This is a genomic window from Pseudoduganella namucuonensis (assembly GCF_900116645.1).
Lineage (GTDB): Bacteria > Pseudomonadota > Gammaproteobacteria > Burkholderiales > Burkholderiaceae_D > Rugamonas > Rugamonas namucuonensis.
Genome location: NZ_FPBO01000004.1, coordinates 148,194 through 161,949, shown reverse-complemented (window position 1 = coordinate 161,949; position 13,756 = coordinate 148,194). Strand labels below are relative to the sequence as shown.

11 protein-coding genes and 2 tRNA genes are annotated in these 13,756 nt (G+C 68.4%); 7 read left to right on the top strand and 6 right to left on the bottom strand.

What is annotated here, in order from left to right:
- Positions 1-40 precede the first annotated feature (40 nt).
- From BM436_RS06290 to BM436_RS06275, 3 genes are all read right to left on the bottom strand, one after another.
- Positions 41-2,881, bottom strand: coding sequence for an ATP-binding protein (locus tag BM436_RS06290; RefSeq protein ID WP_229489387.1), 2,841 nt, complete (start codon positions 2,879-2,881; stop codon positions 41-43).
- Positions 2,882-3,001: 120 nt separating this feature from the next.
- Positions 3,002-3,850, bottom strand: a complete 849-nt coding sequence (locus tag BM436_RS06285; RefSeq protein ID WP_093554642.1) for a response regulator — start codon at positions 3,848-3,850, stop codon at positions 3,002-3,004.
- Positions 3,851-4,217: 367 nt separating this feature from the next.
- Positions 4,218-5,072 (bottom strand): helix-turn-helix domain-containing protein, encoded by an 855-nt coding sequence (locus tag BM436_RS06275; protein WP_093554640.1) that lies wholly within the window; start codon positions 5,070-5,072, stop codon positions 4,218-4,220.
- A 120-nt stretch (positions 5,073-5,192) separates the two neighbouring features.
- Here BM436_RS06275 and BM436_RS36955 point away from each other — a divergent pair, with 120 nt between their 5' ends.
- The 4 genes from BM436_RS36955 (at position 5,193) to BM436_RS06255 (ending at position 7,958) form a co-directional block, all read left to right on the top strand.
- Positions 5,193-6,179, top strand: a complete 987-nt coding sequence (locus tag BM436_RS36955; RefSeq protein ID WP_177306989.1) for an alpha/beta hydrolase — start codon at positions 5,193-5,195, stop codon at positions 6,177-6,179.
- A gap of 353 nt (positions 6,180-6,532) precedes the next feature.
- Positions 6,533-6,609: transfer RNA gene (locus BM436_RS06265), tRNA-Arg, on the top strand.
- Between the two features lie 34 nt (positions 6,610-6,643).
- Positions 6,644-6,720 (top strand) — tRNA-Arg (locus BM436_RS06260).
- A 77-nt stretch (positions 6,721-6,797) separates the two neighbouring features.
- The gene (locus BM436_RS06255) at positions 6,798-7,958 is read left to right on the top strand and encodes an alpha-hydroxy acid oxidase (protein WP_093554638.1); all 1,161 of its coding nucleotides are present in this window, start codon (positions 6,798-6,800) and stop codon (positions 7,956-7,958) included.
- On the opposite strand, the gene BM436_RS06250 is transcribed toward BM436_RS06255, so the two are convergent.
- The 3 genes from BM436_RS06250 to BM436_RS06235 form a co-directional block, all read right to left on the bottom strand.
- On the bottom strand, positions 7,955-9,139 hold the full coding sequence (locus tag BM436_RS06250; protein WP_177306988.1) for a hypothetical protein: 1,185 nt from the start codon (positions 9,137-9,139) through the stop codon (positions 7,955-7,957). The two genes, BM436_RS06255 and BM436_RS06250, sit on opposite strands and share 4 nt — an antisense overlap.
- 96 nt (positions 9,140-9,235) lie before the next feature.
- Complete coding sequence (locus BM436_RS06240; RefSeq protein WP_093554635.1) at positions 9,236-10,186, bottom strand: D-2-hydroxyacid dehydrogenase; 951 nt, start codon at positions 10,184-10,186, stop codon at positions 9,236-9,238.
- A gap of 3 nt (positions 10,187-10,189) precedes the next feature.
- A complete protein-coding gene (locus BM436_RS06235; RefSeq protein WP_093554634.1) occupies positions 10,190-11,122 on the bottom strand; it encodes a LysR family transcriptional regulator in 933 nt (310 codons plus the stop codon).
- Positions 11,123-11,255: 133 nt separating this feature from the next.
- On the opposite strand from BM436_RS06235, the gene BM436_RS06230 reads away from it, so the two are divergent.
- The 3 genes from BM436_RS06230 (at position 11,256) to BM436_RS06220 (ending at position 13,753) form a co-directional block, all read left to right on the top strand.
- On the top strand, positions 11,256-11,492 hold the full coding sequence (locus BM436_RS06230; protein ID WP_093554632.1) for a hypothetical protein: 237 nt from the start codon (positions 11,256-11,258) through the stop codon (positions 11,490-11,492).
- The gene (locus BM436_RS06225) at positions 11,489-12,367 is read left to right on the top strand and encodes an alpha/beta hydrolase (RefSeq protein WP_093554630.1); all 879 of its coding nucleotides are present in this window, start codon (positions 11,489-11,491) and stop codon (positions 12,365-12,367) included. The genes BM436_RS06230 and BM436_RS06225 overlap by 4 nt, the downstream gene beginning before the upstream one ends.
- A gap of 144 nt (positions 12,368-12,511) precedes the next feature.
- Complete coding sequence (locus BM436_RS06220) at positions 12,512-13,753, top strand: efflux RND transporter periplasmic adaptor subunit (RefSeq protein ID WP_093554776.1); 1,242 nt, start codon at positions 12,512-12,514, stop codon at positions 13,751-13,753.
- Positions 13,754-13,756 lie beyond the last annotated feature (3 nt).

Below are 13,756 nucleotides of genomic sequence, written 5' to 3'. Positions count from 1 at the left end.
GAAGTTATGCCACACAGAAACTTATGTTTCCATAAAGAATCTACCGATTTCGGGCGGCGCGGGCCACCGCGTCGAGCAATTCGGCCGGTTCGACCGGCTTGGACACGTGGTCGCTAAAGCCGGTCTCGAGCGCGCGCAGCCGGTCCTCGGCGCGGGCGAAGGCGGTCAGGGCGATGGCGGGCACGGCGCCGCCCCGTTCCGGGCCCAGCGCGCGCACCTTGGCCAGCAGTTCGAAGCCGTCCACCTCGGGCATGCCGATGTCGCTCACCAGCAACGCCGGGCGCAGGCTTTCGACCAGCGCCAGCGCCTCGGCCGCGCTGGCGGCGGTGCTCACGCTGGCGTGGCAATCGCCCAGGATGCGCTTGATCAGCTCGCGCGCGTCGGCCTCGTCGTCCACCACCAGCACGCGCAGCCCGGCCAGGTCGGGCAGGGCGGCGTCGCGCGGGGCGGCCGGCGGCGGCGGCGCGGCCGGCCGCGGCTGGCGCGGCCACTCCGGCGGATTGGTCGCCAGCGGCAGGTGCACCGTGAAGCTGGCGCCCTGGCCCTCGCCGGCGCTGGACGCGGCCACCGTGCCGCCGTGCTGCTCGACCAGGTGCTTGACGATGGACAGGCCCAGGCCCAGGCCGCCGTGGCGCCGGGTGGTGCTGGAGTCGGCCTGGCGGAAGCGCTCGAACACGTGGGCCAGGAACTCCGGCCGGATGCCGATGCCGGTGTCGGCGATGGCGATGGTGATGTGGCCCTCGCCGGCGCCCACCGTGATGCGCACGGCGCCGTCCTTGGGCGTGAACTTGATGGCGTTCGACAGCAGGTTCCAGATCACCTGCTGCAGCCGGCTCGGGTCGGCCGCCACCAGGCCGCCGGCGCCGTAGTCGCGCGAAATCGTGATGTTCTTGGCGTCGGCCGCCGGGCGCACGGTCTCCACGGCGGCGTCCACCACCGTCAGCGGCGACAGGATCTGCATGTCCAGCAGCACCTTGCCGGAGGTGATGCGGCTCATGTCCAGCAAGTCCTCGATCAGCTGGGCCTGGGCGCGCGCGTTGCGCTCGATGGTCTGCAGGCCGCGGTGCAGGTCGGCCTCGTCGCGGCTGCCGCGGCGCAGCACCTGGGCCCAGCCCAGGATGGCCGTCAGCGGCGTGCGCAGCTCGTGCGACAGCGTGGCCAGGAACTCGTCCTTCATCTGGCTGGTGCGCTCGGCCTCGGCGCGCGCGCTGCGTTCGCTGTCGAGCAGCACCTTGCGCTCCTCGGCCGCCTTCTGCGCCGCCTCGTACAGGCGCGCGTTGTCGATCGCGATGCCGGCCTGGGCGGCGATGCCGCCGATGATGCGCTCGGTGCGCTCGTTGAACATCTCCGGTTCCGGGTGGCCGAAGAACAGGCTGCCGATCACCTCGCCCGAGCGCGAGATCACCGGCACCGCCAGGTAGCTGCGCACTTTCGGGTGGCCGGGCGGGATGCCCTGGTAGGGCGGATTCTTGCCATAGCGCGGGTCTTGCAGCAGGTCGTCGATGCGCACGATGCCCTCGCCGCGCATGCTGGGGCCGAAGATGGCCGTGGCGCGCGGATGCGGGAAGTGGGCGAACGGGTCCTGCGGCAGGCCGGACAGGGTGTACAGCACCAGCGCGTCGCCGCCGCCGCCGGTGCTGTTGTAGAAGAAGGCGCCGAAGCGCGCGCCGCTGATGCGGGTGCAGGCGTCCGTCACCTCCTGCAGCAGCGAGCGCAGGTCGCGCTGGCTGGTCATCGCGTTGCCTGTGCTGTTGAGCAATTCCAGCACGTTGGTCTCGTCGCGCAGCGCCTCCTGCACGCGCTTGACCTGGTCGACGTCGGTGCTGGTGCCGAACCAGCGCAGCAGGTGGCCGGCGCTGTCGCGCACCGGGTTGGCGCGCGACAGGAACCAGCGGAACTGGCCGTCGGCGCCGCGGATGGGGAATTCCATCTCGAACGGTTCGCCGTTCTGCAGCGACTCCCGCCAGCGCTGGCGGATGGCCGGCACGCACTCCTGGTCGTACACCTCGTCCCAGGCGCCGGCCGGCGCGGTGTCGCGGCTCAGGCCGGTGTACTCGTACCAGCGCTCGTTGTACCAGACCATGGCGCCGTCGTGGCGGGCGATCCAGGCCAACTGCGGGATGGAATTGGCCATCGCCTGCAATTCCTCCTGGCTCTGGCGCAGCGCGCCCTCGGCCAGCTTGCGGTCGGAGATGTCCTGCACCATGCCGGTCAGGCCGAGCAGGGCGCCGTCGTCGTCGTAATTGCCGTGGCCGACCACGGCCAGCCAGCACAGCGCGCCGTTGGGGCGCACGATGCGGCACTCGATATTGAAGTCGCCGCGTTTTTCCAGCGTGCGCGCGAAGGCGGCGGCGGCGTGCTCGCGGTCCGGCTCGGGCAGGCGCTCGGCCAGCGCGTCCCAGTTGACCACGCACTCGCCCGGCAGCTCCAGCAGTTCGGCCGCGCGGCGGCTCAGGGTGACCTGGCTGGTGCCGGCGTCCCACACCCAGTCGCCCAGCTTGCCGGCGGCCAGCGCCACCTGCAGCCGGTTGGCGCTCTCGCGCAGCGCGCGCTCCTCGGCCTTGCGCTTGCTGATGTTCTGGACGCTGGCGGCCAGGCCGGCGGCCGACGGCCAGGCCCGCACGTCCAGCCACAGCTTGCGCGGCAGGTGGTACAGCTCGAAGCCGGCCGGCTGCTGCAGCTCCATCGCGCGCCGGAACTGCGCCTCGAGCACCGTGCCGCACAACTCCGGCAACGCCGACCACAGGTCCTGTCCGGGCGTCACGGCGCCGCCATCGCTTGGATGGAGCAGGTCGGCCGCCTGCGGATTGATATAGCTGATGGACCAGTCGGGGTCCACCACCAGAAAGCCATCGGTGATGCTTTCAAGGACTGCGCTCATGCGCGGGCTGGCTGAGGGGTCGGTTAGGAGCATCATGGATTGGTCAAGGCCCAAGCGGGCCGTGCGCTGATTGTACCGCCTGCGCCGTGTTTCCAACCGCACCATTGCGCGGCCGCCATTTCAGGCGGCCGGGCCGGCCAACGCCCGCTGCAATTGTTCCAGGTCGTAGGGTTTTTGCATGGCCGTGGCGGGGAAGTCCAGGTGGCTGGTCAGCGCGTTGCTGTAGCCGGAGGCGAAAATCACGCGCAGGTCCGGATACCGGCCGTGCGCCGCGCGCGCCAGTTCCACGCCGGACATGCCGGGCAGGCTGACGTCGCTGAACAGGATGCCGTAGGGCCGCTGGGCCAGCATGGCCAGCGCGTCCTCGCCGTCGGCCGCCGCGTCCACCTCGTGGCCGAGCGCGCGCAGCATTTCGCACACCAGGTAGCGGGCGTCGGCGTTGTCCTCCACCACCAGGATGCGGCGCCCGCCGTCGTCGGCCTGGCCGGCCGGGGAGGCGGGGGCGGCGAACCTGGCCGGCGGCGGCGCCTCGGCCAGGCGCAGCGCGCACAGCACGCCGCCCACGGCGCCGCTTTCGTCGCGCACGGGCGTGTAGTGCAGGTCCAGCCACTGGGTGGCGGGCGAACCCTGGCGCCACAGCGGCAACTGCTCGGCCGAGAAGGCCAGGGCGGCGCCGTCCCAGGCGGACGCCAGCGCGGCGCGGTTCCAGCCGAACACGGGCGGCTGCATGGGCGGCACGCGGCAACCGGGCACGGTGTCCGGCCGCAGTCCGGCCAGCGCCGCGTAGGCGTGGTTGTAGAAGAGGATCTGTTCCGGCCCCCATTCCAGCGCCATCGGCAGCGGACAGTTCAGCATGATGTCGACCGTCAGGCGCAGGCTGTGCGGCCATTGCGCCGGCGCGCCCAGCGCGCCGCGGGACCAGTCGACCGCTGGCAAAGTGTGCAGGCTTGTGCTTTGTTGCTGTGTCATCCCATTCCGCTTTGCGAGTGCCAAGGTGGGGAAATCGTACACTAAAACGGCATGGGGGAGGGGATGTCCCGGGCGCGGCGAGGCCAGCAAGGCCTGGCCTTCACTCAGGGTGGCTGGCTCGAGCTGGCCGGAGTGCCTGGCCAGGTTTATTTGCCTAGCGGTCGCGGCCACATCGAGCATGCCCTGGTTCCAGCTTCGATGAGTTTCCGCTACTCCGGGTGGGACGCACGAGTCATGATGGTGTCACTTTAGGTGGGGAGAGTGAGGTTATCAAGTGACGACCTGCGACTCCCTATTGCAGTGTCCATGGCCGCTTCTCCTGTGTCGGGCTCCGAAAGGCGCTATCGCCTTGGCGTGCCGATTTTAGTTATAAGCCTGGATGCTTGTGCTGCCGCCGGAACGCCCTGGGCGTCATCCCCATGCGGGCCAGGAACTGGCGGTTGAAGTTGGACAGCGTGGCGTAGCCGCACTGTTCTGCGATCAGCGCCACCGGCGCGGCGCCGCGCGTCAGTCGCAGGCAGGCCGCGCTGCAGCGGACGTCGCTGACATAGCGGCTGAAGGGTTTGCCCGTCTCGCGCCGGAAGAAGCGGCTGAAGGCGGCCGGCGTCACGCAGGCCAGCGCGGCGGCGTCCTCCACCCGCAGCGGACCGCCCAGGTGCGTGTGTATCCATTCCACCACGCGCTCCACGCGCCGGTCCCGCTCCGGCCGCGCCGCGTCGCGCACCGGGCTGGCGGCGATCGGATGCAGGTCGGCCGCGTGCTCGGCCAGCGCCGCCAGCAGCGCGATGAAGGCGGACAGGCGCATCAGCGGATTCAGCTCCCGCATGCCGGCGAGCAAACGCGTCACCTCGCCCCGGCAGCGCCCGTCTATCCGCAGGCCGAGCTGGGCGCCGTCGATCACCGCGCGCAGCGCGCCCAGTTCGGGCAGGGCCGCCAGCTCCAGCAACTCCGGGGCGAACTGGATCACCGTCACCTCGATGGCGTACACGTCCGGCTGGTCCACGTCCCAGATATGCGGCAGGTTCGCGCCGATCAGCGCCAGGTCGCCGTCCGCGTAGGGGGAGGCGTCGTCGCCGACGTAGCGGATGCCGCTGCCGTTCTCTATCCAGGTCAGTTCCAATTGCCGGTGGCGGTGCCACTTTCCGGGCAGCGGATCGCAGGTGAAGCGGATGTAGCGAAACGCCTGGTCCGGATGGGTGACGTGCTCGTTGGTGACCTTCATGGACGAATAGTCTTAATTAGGGGTAAGAATAGTATCGGTTCCAGACGGTCCGCAGTCAATCGCGGCGTCCGTATGCCCGAAAATACGCAGGCAATTCATTATTTCCAAGGAGACCACCAGATGCTTATCACGCAGCGCCGCAACTTCCTGAAAACCGTCGCGGTGACCTCGCTGGCCGCCGGCTGCGCGCCCGCCGCCTTCGCCGCCACGCCGGCCACCCCGGCCGCGCAACCCAAGGCGGGCGGCCGCTTTGTCGACTACGAACCGTTCGCCGCCACCGAGGCGGCCCCGCGCAGGGTGCGCGTATGGCTGCCGCCCGGCTACGACGCCGGCAAGGAGCGCTACGCCGTACTCTATATGCACGACGGCCAGAACCTGTTCGATCCCGCCGACTCGGTGCAATGGGGCGCCTGGGACGTGGACCGCCACCTGGTCGAACTGGCGCGCCAGAACAAGGTGCGTCCGACCATCGTGGTGGGCGTCTGGAACTTGCGCGAGAACCGGGGCCGCGAATATCTGCCCCAGGCGCCCGTGATGTCGCTGCCGGCGGAATGGCGCGGCGAGGTGGCCGCGCCGAATCCGGACGGCGCCAGCGCGCCCCTGTCGGACGCCTACCTGCGCTTCCTGGTCAAGGAGCTCAAGCCCTTCGTCGACGCCAACTTCCGCACCCGGAGCGGCCGCGCGGACACCTTCGTGATGGGCGCCAGCATGGGCGGGCTGATCTCACTCTACGCGCTGGCGAGCTACCCGGAGGTGTTCGGCGGCGCCGGCTGCGTGTCCACCCACTGGCCGATGACCACCAACGGCAAGCTGATGCAGCCATCCCTGGACCCGAAAGTCGACCAGATCGCGCAGGCCTACCGTGCATGGCTGGCGAAAAACCTGCCGGCGGCGGGCGGCCACAAGCTGTACTTCGATCACGGCACGGTGGAGCTGGACAGCCTGTACCCGCCGTTCCAGGCCAAGGTCGACGAGTTGCTGAGGGAGAAGGGCTACCGCCAGGGCGTGGACTGGATCACGCGGCCCTTCCCGGGCACGGCGCACAACGAGACCGTGTGGCGCGCGCGGCTGGCGATACCGCTGGAGTTCCTGCTCAAGCCGGCCTGAGCCTTCACGCGCCGCCGCGTAAATACCCCTGGGGTAGTAAATACCCCTGGGGTAGTAAATACCCCTGGGGTATTTACGGGCGGCGGGCAAAAAAAAGCCCGCTACAAGGAGCGGGCTGAATCTATTTCCGTTGAGGGAATAGAGGAGACAGGTGCCATGATGCCGTGTTTGCGCTAACAAAGCCAATTTTTATTGGTGATGTCCATTATCAGTTTCATGAATAAACTATTTCTCAATAGTATCGTTCAGTTACGAAACGAAACCCCGCGCGCTTTCCCTCTGGACAAGCGTAAAAGTTATCCCTATAATCTTGCTTCCTTCGACGGCACGCTGTCGAGGAAAAGCAAAACGAGGCGGCTGTAGCTCAGCTGGATAGAGTACTTGGCTACGAACCAAGGGGTCGTGGGTTCGATTCCTGCCAGCCGCACCAGTTTTACCGTTGTTCGGATGTGATGAAGTTTTTTGCGGCTGTAGCTCAGCTGGATAGAGTACTTGGCTACGAACCAAGGGGTCGTGGGTTCGATTCCTGCCAGCCGCACCAGAATTCGGGGACCAGATCGGAAGATCTGGTCCCTTTTTTCGTTCTACACTACGTGCTCACCGACTCCGGGAGCGCGCATGGCCGTCATCACCTGCATTGAAGACTTGCGCATCCTCGCGCAGCGGCGCGTGCCGCGCATGTTCTACGACTACGCGGACGCCGGTTCCTGGACCGAGTCCACCTACCGCGCCAACAGCGGCGACTTCGCCCCCATCAAATTCCGCCAGCGGGTGGCGGTCAACCTCGAAAACCGGTCGCTGGCCAGCACCATGACAGGCCAGGCCGTCGCCATGCCGGTCGCGCTGGCGCCCACCGGCCTGACCGGCATGCAGCATCCGGACGGCGAAATCCTCGCCGCGCAGGCCGCCGAGCGCTTCGGCGTGCCGTTCACGCTGTCGACCATGAGCATCTGCTCGATCGAGGACGTGGCGGCGCACACCACGCGGCCGTTCTGGTTCCAGCTGTACGTGATGCGGGACCGCGATTTCATCGACCGCCTGATCGACCGCGCCAAGGCGGCTGGCTGCTCGGCGCTGGTGCTGACGCTGGATTTGCAAGTGCTGGGCCAGCGCCACAAGGACATCCGCAACGGCCTGTCGGCGCCGCCCAAGCCCACGCTGGCCAACCTGCTGCACCTGGCGACCAGGCCGCGCTGGTGCCTGGGCATGCTGGGCACGCGGCGGCGCTCGTTCGGCAACATCGTCGGGCACGCGAAGTCGGTGTCGGACCTGTCCTCGCTGTCGGCGTGGACCAGCCAGCAGTTCGACCCCGGCCTGTCGTGGAAGGACGTGGAGTGGATCAAGCGGCGCTGGGGCGGCAAGCTGATCATCAAGGGCATTATGGACGCGGAGGACGCGCGCCTTTGCGTGGAGGCGGGCGCGGACGCGCTGATCGTGTCCAACCACGGCGGCCGCCAGCTCGACGGCGCGCAGTCGTCGATCGCCGCGCTGCCGGCCATCGTGGAAGCGGTGGGCAAGCGGATCGAGGTGCAGATGGATGGCGGCATCCGGTCCGGGCAGGACGTGCTGAAGGCGTTGGCGCTGGGCGCGCAAGGCGTCCACATCGGCCGCGCCTTCCTGTACGGGCTGGGCGCGATGGGCGGCCCCGGCGTGAGCGCCTGCCTGGACATCATCCGCAACGAACTGGATTTGACGATGGCGTTCTGCGGCCTGCGCGACGTGCGGCAAGTGGAGCGCGACATCCTGCTGCCGGGCAGTTATCCGGTCGCCACCCTTTAGCGGCGGATGGCGGGATCCTTGCAGGTGAGTCCGTATTTGGTCGCCGCGCAGCCGAGCTGCATGCATTTGGTGGCGTGGTAGCCGGCGGCGCGGCATAGCCGCAGCGTGTCGGCCAGCGCGCGCGAACTTTTCGCGGCGGGCCGTTGACTAGCCGTGGCCGCGCGCGCGGCGGTCCTCTGGGTGGACCTGGCCGCTTCGCGAGTGGCGGCCCTGGTGGCGCGGGCCGATGGCTTTTGCGCCTGGCCAGCCCTTTGCGCCAGCGCTTCCCGGCGCGACATGGCGGCGTCGGCCCGGCGGGCCGAGGAACTGGTGGCGGGAACCAAGTCTTGAGCCGGACGCTGGTCTGGCGCCAACGCCGGAGTTCCAGGTCGGGATGGGACCCGATCTTGGGTCTGCGTTTGGGCCTGGCTCGGGCTCTGGCCGTTGCCCGGACCCTGACCTTGGTCGTTGATCAGGTCTTGGCCGTTGCCCTGGCCGTCGCGCAGACCCGCGCTCTGACCGCGGCCATTGCCCAGATCCTGGCTCAGCCCCTGGCCGCCCTGGCCGGACACCGCCGTTGCCGAGCCAGGCATGGGCGGAAGGGCGGACGACCTTGCTGGTGCGGACGGGCTCGCCGCCATCGCGGACGTGGCCCCAGGCATGGCCTGCCGCGCGTCGCTTTGCGCTGGAATCGATGTTTTCGCCACCAGCGCCAGGTTGCTATTGAGTTTGTTCTCGCTATGGAACCACATGCCGGCGCCCGCCAGCAGCGCGGCCAGCGTCAGGCTCGCGCCTCCCAGCGCCGCCTTCCGCCCCCAGCGGTCGATCCAGCCAACGGGAGCGGTGTCTCCGCCGGCGAAAGCGGCCTCCGCCTCGGATTGCCAAGGCTGCGTGAACGGTTGATCGGACGACGGCGGAAACAGCGGTTCGGAAAATGGCGGAAAAAGCGGCTCGGACTGCGTCCCGGGCGGAGGCTCGGATGCGGACTCCACGCCGGCCGGCGGCAAAGGTTCCAGCGTGGGCTCCTGCCTGGCTTCGCGCCTGGGCGCGGCCAGGGCCTCGGGGGGCGGTTCGAAGCCGGTTTCAGCGCCCGCTTCGAGCGGTGGACGAGGGGGCGGGGCGTCGGCGGGCCCGGCGGCGCCATTGGGTGGTGGAGGCGAGACGTGGCTCTCGCCGATATCCTGGAGCAGCTGCGATTTCATACGATATGTTTGCGTCCTCGAGGCTGACGATACTAGCGTATCTAAAACGGCAAGGGTGCGCGCTTGCGCGCCGGCATCGCCGCCTTCGAGGCATTGCTAGCCGACCACGTTCACCGGCTTGTTCGCCGCGTAGGCCTCGATGTTGTCGATCAACTGGTCGGCCAGCCCCTGCATGGCCTGGGTGCTGGCCCAGGCCATGTGCGGCGTGAGGATGAAGTTGGGCAGGCGCAGATTGAGCAGCACGTTGTCCTCCGGCGGCGGTTCCTTGGCCAGCACGTCGAAGCCGGCGCCGGCGATCACGCCGGTGGTCAGCGCGGCGGCCAGCGCCGCCTCGTCGACCAGGCCGCCGCGCGCGGTGTTGATCAGCAGCGCCGAGCGCTTCATGCGCTCCAGTTCGGCGGCGCCGATGATGTCGCGCGTCTGCCCGGTCAGCGGCGCGTGCAGGCTCAGCACGTCCGACGTCTCCAGCAGCTCGTCCCACGACACGTTGCGCACGTCCGGATCGTCGACCGGCGTGCGCTTGTGCACCATCACCTCCATGCCGAAGGCGCGGCCCAACCTGGCCACCGCCCGCCCCAGCGCGCCATAGCCCAGCAGGCCCAGGCGGCTGCCGTTCAGGTCGGTGATCGGATGGTCGAACAGGCAGAAGCGTTCGGACTTTTGCCATTTGCCGGCCTCCACGTCCAGCCGGTAGGCCAGCAGGTTGCGGCGCAGCGCGAGGATCAGCGCGAACGTGTGCTCCGGCACGGTCGCGTGGGCGTAGTCGCGGATGTTGGACACCACGATGCCGCGCGCGCGCGCCGCCGCCAGGTCCACGATGTCGGTGCCGGTGGCGGCCACGGCGATCAGGCGCAGGTCCGGCAACCGCTCCAGCGTGTCCGCGCGCAGCGGCACCTTGTTGGTGATGGCGATGGTGGCGCCGTGCAGGCGCTGGGCCGCCTCGGCGCCGCTGCTGGCCGCGTACTCGGTCCAGCTGTGCGGGAAGGACGGCCGGCGCACGTTGGCGATCAGGCTGTCGCGGTCGAGGAATACGATGTTGTGTGTCATGGCCTAGCCTGTGGAAGTGGTGGGGGGGGCGCCACGCATGCCGGGATGCTTGGCGAACAGGTCGGACACCCATTCGACGAACACGCGCACCTTGGCCGACAGGTGCCGGTTCTGCGGGTAGACCACGTGGATGGGAACGGGGTCGGAGGTCCAGTCGGCCAGCAGCTGCACCAGTTGGCCGTCGCGCAGGTAGTCGGTCAGCGCGAAATCGGTCATCTGCACCACGCCCAGGCCGGCCAGGCCGGCCGTCACGTAGGCGTCCGAATCGTTCAGCGCGATCAGGCCGGGCAGCGGCAGCTGGATGCGCTCGCCGTCGCGGCTGAAGTCCCAATCGTAGACTTTGCCGGTCTTGGACGAGAAATAGTTGATGCAGCGGTGGCGCTCCAGCTCGCGCGGGTGCAGCGGCGTGCCGTAGCGGGCGATGTAGTCCGGCGCGGCGCAGGTGACGAAGCCGAGCACGCCGATGCGGCGCGCGATCAGGGCCGAGTCGCCCAGCTCGCCGCCGCGCACCGCGCAATCGACGTTTTCCTCGATCAGGTCCACCGGGCGGTCGCTGCAGCCCAGCTCCAGCGTGATGTCCGGGTAGCGCTCGAAAAAGTCGGGCAGGGCCGGGATCAGCATCTGCCGCGCCAGGCCGGTGGGCGCGTCCACCCGCAGCCGTCCGCTCGGGCTGAGCTTGGTGCGCGACAGCGATTCCTCGGCCTCGCGCACGTCCGACAGGATGCGCAGGCAGCGCTCGTAATAGGCCGCGCCGTCGGCCGTCACGCTGATCTGGCGCGTCGTGCGGTGCAGCAGCTTGACCGCCAGCGCCGTTTCCAGCCCCTGGATCAGGTTGGAGACGGTGGCCTTGGGCAGCTTCATGTTGTCGGCCGCGCGCGTGAACCCGCCGGCGTCCACCACTTGCACAAAGACTTCCATCGCCTGCAGTTTATTCATATCCGTCCTCTATTGTTCGAAATCCTGAACAATCAATTCGTCATTGCCATATTTAACAGATTCTAGTTCAAGTTTATAGTTAACGTACTGCAGCATAAAAGCTGCTCATCTGAGAAGCGAAGAGGAGTTTGTCATGACACGTCGGGATGGAATTATCGCAACGCTCGCCATCGTGCTGGGTTCGTTGGCCCTGGCCGTGCTGGTGAACACGGACGCCTATTCGAACGCGGCGCGCGCCGAGGCCAAGGGCTACAAGGCGCTGGCGCGTGAAATGAGCGGCGAGCTGGTGGCCGACGCCGGCCCCGCGCGCCAGGCGGCCCGGATGAACGGCGTGCTGACCGCGTCCGCGTCTGTGGCGGTGCAGCAATGACGACCTCCCAGGCCGCCGCGCCGCTGGAAGCGAAGACGAACGTCAAGCTGAAGACGCGCGATATCGAAGTGAGCGGCGCCAGCGGCCCGCTCGCCGCCCGTATCTACGCGGCGGCCGAGGGTGCCCCGGCCGCCAAGCGCGATTCGCTGATCGTTTTCTTCCACGGCGGCGGTTTCGTCAGCGGCGACCTGGAGGAGGGCGACGAGTTCCTGCGCAGCCTGGTGAGCTGCGACCAGCGCCACGTGGTGCTGGCCAGCACCTACACGCTGGCCACCGCCAGCCCCTTCCCGGCGGCGGTGGAGGACGCCCACGCCGTGTTGATGTGGGCGAAGAAGAACAAGTCCAAGCTGGGCTGGAGCGGCAAGCGCATGCTGGTGGCCGGCATCGAGGCCGGCGCCAACCTGGCCGCCGTCTGCTCGCTGATGGCGCGCGACCGCGGCGGCCCCACGCTGGCCGGCCAGATCCTGATCATGCCCATGCTGGACCCCGGCCTGTCCACCGGCTCCATGCGCGAAATGCCCAATTGCAGTTACAAGGCCCAGGCGGCCGACGTGTGCGCCGCCGGCTACCGCGGCTATCTGCCCAACGCGGCCGACCGTACCCACCCTTACGCGTCACCCCTGCAGTCGAGCAGGCTGAAGAACCTGGCGCCGGCGCTGATCCTGTCCGCCGAGGACGATCCGCTGCGCGACGAGGCCGAACAATACGGCGCCAAGCTGATTTCCTGCGGCGTCAAGACCACGGTCCGGCGCTTGCCGCCGACGCCGCTGCCGGATGTCGAGGCGCGCAACGAATGCGCGTGCAAGGCGTTCGCGTTGAGTGAGATCGCCGGCTTTGTCGCCGGCCTGGACGGGGCGGAGATCCCTCCAGTCTAAACAACTACAGAGACACCCGGGAGAGCGATTTTCTGCGCCTTGAGCGCGGCGGGGCCGTCTTTTCCCACGTTTTGTCACAGGCAGGCCGTATCGCCACGACTATTAAAGATTTTCATACAAAAAGGAAAAATTATGAAAAACCCGATGAAAACTTCGACTGATCTGACCTCCCTGCTGCGGCCGCTGGCCGCCGCCCTGGCGGTCGCGGGGCTGGCGGCCGCCACCCTGGTGGGCTGTGATACCGCTAACGGCAAGACCGCCGAGGCGCCCGCCGCCGGCGGCCCGCCTATCTCGGCCGCCGCCGTGGTGGAAAAGTCCGTCACCGAGACCCAGGAATTCTCCGGCCGCCTGGAGGCCATCGAGCGCGTGGAGATCCGTTCCCGCGTGAGCGGCTTCATCACCGCCGTGAACTTCAAGCCGGGCAGCGAGGTCAAGAAGGGCGACGTGCTGTTCCAGATCGACCAGCGTCCCTACCAGGCCGAACTGAACCGGGCCGAGGCCGCCGCCAACTCGGCGCGCGCCAAGGCCGACCTGGCCAAGCTGGAACTGGCGCGCGCCGAGAAGCTGCTGGCCGACAAGGCCATCGCGCAGCGCGAATACGACGAGAAGGCCTCCGGCCTGAAAGAGCTGGACGCCAACGCCCGCGCCGCCCAAGCCCAGGCCGAGGCGGCCCGCCTGAACCTGGCCTACACCCAGGTGCACTCGCCGATCAACGGCCGCGTCTCCAAGGCCGAGATCACCCTGGGCAACCTGGTGGACGCCTCCGCCATCCTGACCTCGGTGGTCTCCACCGACCGCATCTACGCCAGCTTCGACGGCGACGAGGACACCTACCTGCGCGTCGGCTCGCTGTCGCACAAGGGCCAGCCGGTGACGGTCAAGGTGGGCCTGGCCAACGAGACCGGCTTCCCGCACGAGGGCAAGCTGGAATTCGTCGACAACCAGCTCGACCCGCAGACCGGCTCGGTGCGCATGCGCGCCACCTTCACCAACGCCGACAAGGCGCTGGTGCCCGGCCTGTTCGCCCGCGTGCAACTGTCCGGCGCCGCCGGCGGCAAGCCCGCGCTGCTGATCAACGACCGCGCCGTGGGCACCGACCAGAACCGCAAGTTCGTCTACGTGGTGGGCGCCGACAGCAAGGCCGAATACCGCCCGGTGGTGCTGGGCCCGCAAAGCGACGGCCTGCGCGTGGTGCGCGAGGGCCTGAAGCAGGGCGAGAGGATCGTCGTCAACGGCCTGCAGCGCGTGCGTCCCGGCGCGCCGGTGACGGCGCAGATGGTGCGGATGGATTTCGATCCGCTGGCGCCGGCGCCGGTCAAGGCCGAACCGAAGAAAGATGAAAAGGTCGCCGCCCTGGACAAGGCCGGCGCCACTTCCAAGGAATAAGAA

Bases quoted from the DNA above. Each gene is read 5' to 3' on its own strand.
- BM436_RS06290 (WP_229489387.1), bottom strand. From the start codon at position 2,881: ATGAGCGCAGTCCTTGAAAGCATCACCGATGGCTTTCTGGTGGTGGAC.
- BM436_RS36955 (WP_177306989.1), top strand. From the start codon at position 5,193: ATGCTTATCACGCAGCGCCGCAACTTCCTGAAAACCGTCGCGGTGACC.
- BM436_RS06240 (WP_093554635.1), bottom strand. From the start codon at position 10,186: ATGACACACAACATCGTATTCCTCGACCGCGACAGCCTGATCGCCAAC.
- BM436_RS06250 (WP_177306988.1), bottom strand. From the start codon at position 9,139: ATGAAATCGCAGCTGCTCCAGGATATCGGCGAGAGCCACGTCTCGCCT.
- BM436_RS06225 (WP_093554630.1), top strand. From the start codon at position 11,489: ATGACGACCTCCCAGGCCGCCGCGCCGCTGGAAGCGAAGACGAACGTC.
- BM436_RS06275 (WP_093554640.1), bottom strand. From the start codon at position 5,072: ATGAAGGTCACCAACGAGCACGTCACCCATCCGGACCAGGCGTTTCGC.
- BM436_RS06230 (WP_093554632.1), top strand. From the start codon at position 11,256: ATGACACGTCGGGATGGAATTATCGCAACGCTCGCCATCGTGCTGGGT.
- BM436_RS06235 (WP_093554634.1), bottom strand. From the start codon at position 11,122: ATGAATAAACTGCAGGCGATGGAAGTCTTTGTGCAAGTGGTGGACGCC.
- BM436_RS06255 (WP_093554638.1), top strand. From the start codon at position 6,798: ATGGCCGTCATCACCTGCATTGAAGACTTGCGCATCCTCGCGCAGCGG.
- BM436_RS06220 (WP_093554776.1), top strand. From the start codon at position 12,512: ATGAAAACTTCGACTGATCTGACCTCCCTGCTGCGGCCGCTGGCCGCC.
- BM436_RS06285 (WP_093554642.1), bottom strand. From the start codon at position 3,850: ATGACACAGCAACAAAGCACAAGCCTGCACACTTTGCCAGCGGTCGAC.